A 1,405-nucleotide genomic window follows, 5' to 3' on the forward strand; every position below is an offset into this window, starting at 1 on the left:
CAACGCCTGGCGGATCACCCGCTGCTGCGACGGACCGTTGGGCGCGGTCAGACCGTTGGACGCACCGTCCTGGTTCACCGCACTGCCCCGCACCACCGCCAGGACCGGGTGACCCAGACGCTCGGCATCGGCCAGCCGCTCCACGAGCAGCATGCCGACACCCTCGCCCCACCCGGTGCCGTCCGCGCCCTCGGCGAAGGACTTGCACCGGCCGTCAGCGGCGAGGCCCCGCTGCCGCGAGAACCCGACGAACGTCCCCGGCGTCGCCATCACCGTCACGCCACCGGCCAACGCCAGCTCGCACTCCCCGCTGCGCAGCGCCTGCACCGCCAGGTGCAGAGCGACCAGCGAGGACGAGCACGCCGTGTCGACCGTGACCGCCGGACCCTCCAGACCGAAGGTGTACGACACCCGGCCCGACGCGATGCTCCCGCCGGTCCCCATGAAGCCCTCGACCTGCGCCTCGGCCTGCTCCAGGACGGTCGCGTAGTCGCCGTACATGATGCCCGCGAACACGCCGGTGCGGGATCCGCGCAGGCTCCGGGGGTCGACACCGGCCCGCTCGAACGCCTCCCAGGAGGTCTCCAGCAGCAGCCGGTGCTGCGGGTCCATCGCCAGCGCCTCACGCGGCGAGATCCCGAACAGCCCGGGGTCGAAGTCGGCCGCGCCGGTGAGGAATCCGCCGTCGCGGGCGTAGGAGGTGCCGGGCTGGTCCGGGTCGGGGTGGTAGAGGTTCTCGACGTCCCAGCCACGGTCCTCGGGGAACGGCACGATCCCGTCCCGCCCGGACGCCACCAGCTCCCACAGGTCCTCCGGCGAGGCGACGCCCCCGGGGTAACGGCAGGCCATCCCGACGATCGCGATCGGCTCGTCCACGCGGACGGCCGGCACCGGCGCGGCCACGGCGGGAGCGGCGCCGGCCAGCTCCGCGCCGACGTGACCGGCCAGCAGGGTGGCGTTCGGGTAGTCGAAGACCAACGTGGACGGCAGCCGCAGCCCGGTCGCGGCGGCGAGGCGGTTGCGCAGCTCGACGGCCGTGAGCGAGTCGAAGCCCAGTTCGTTGAAGGCCCGCTTCGGATCGACGTCCTCGGCCCGGTCGTAGCCGAGGACGTCCGACACCTGGGCCCGGATCAGCCCGAGCACCGCCGTGACGCGCTGCTCGACGGGCAGGCCGGCCAGCCGCAGGCCCAGGGAGGTACCGGCGGCCGGGCCGCCCGGGGTGTGGACCAGCCCGCGCAGCAGCGTCGGGGCACCGATGGCCTCGCGGAGTACCGCGGTGTCGACCGCGAGCGCAGCGACCAGCGGCCGTCCACCGGAAAGCGCCGCGTCGAAGGCCGCGAGCCCCTGCTCGGCGGTCAGCGGCAGGACACCACCACGCCGCATCCGCTCCCGGTCCGCGTCGGTG

At 74.5% G+C, this 1,405-nt stretch carries 1 protein-coding gene; it reads right to left on the bottom strand.

Annotated features, from left to right (window positions below; genetic code table 11):
* Window positions 1–1,405 (bottom strand): beta-ketoacyl synthase N-terminal-like domain-containing protein (locus PUR61_RS18570; RefSeq protein ID WP_329880025.1); only part of this gene is annotated, 1,405 nt, incomplete at both ends.

Origin of the sequence: Streptomyces sp. BE20 (assembly GCF_036322525.1) — a bacterium.
In the GTDB taxonomy this organism is placed as follows: Bacteria; Actinomycetota; Actinomycetes; order Streptomycetales; family Streptomycetaceae; genus Kitasatospora.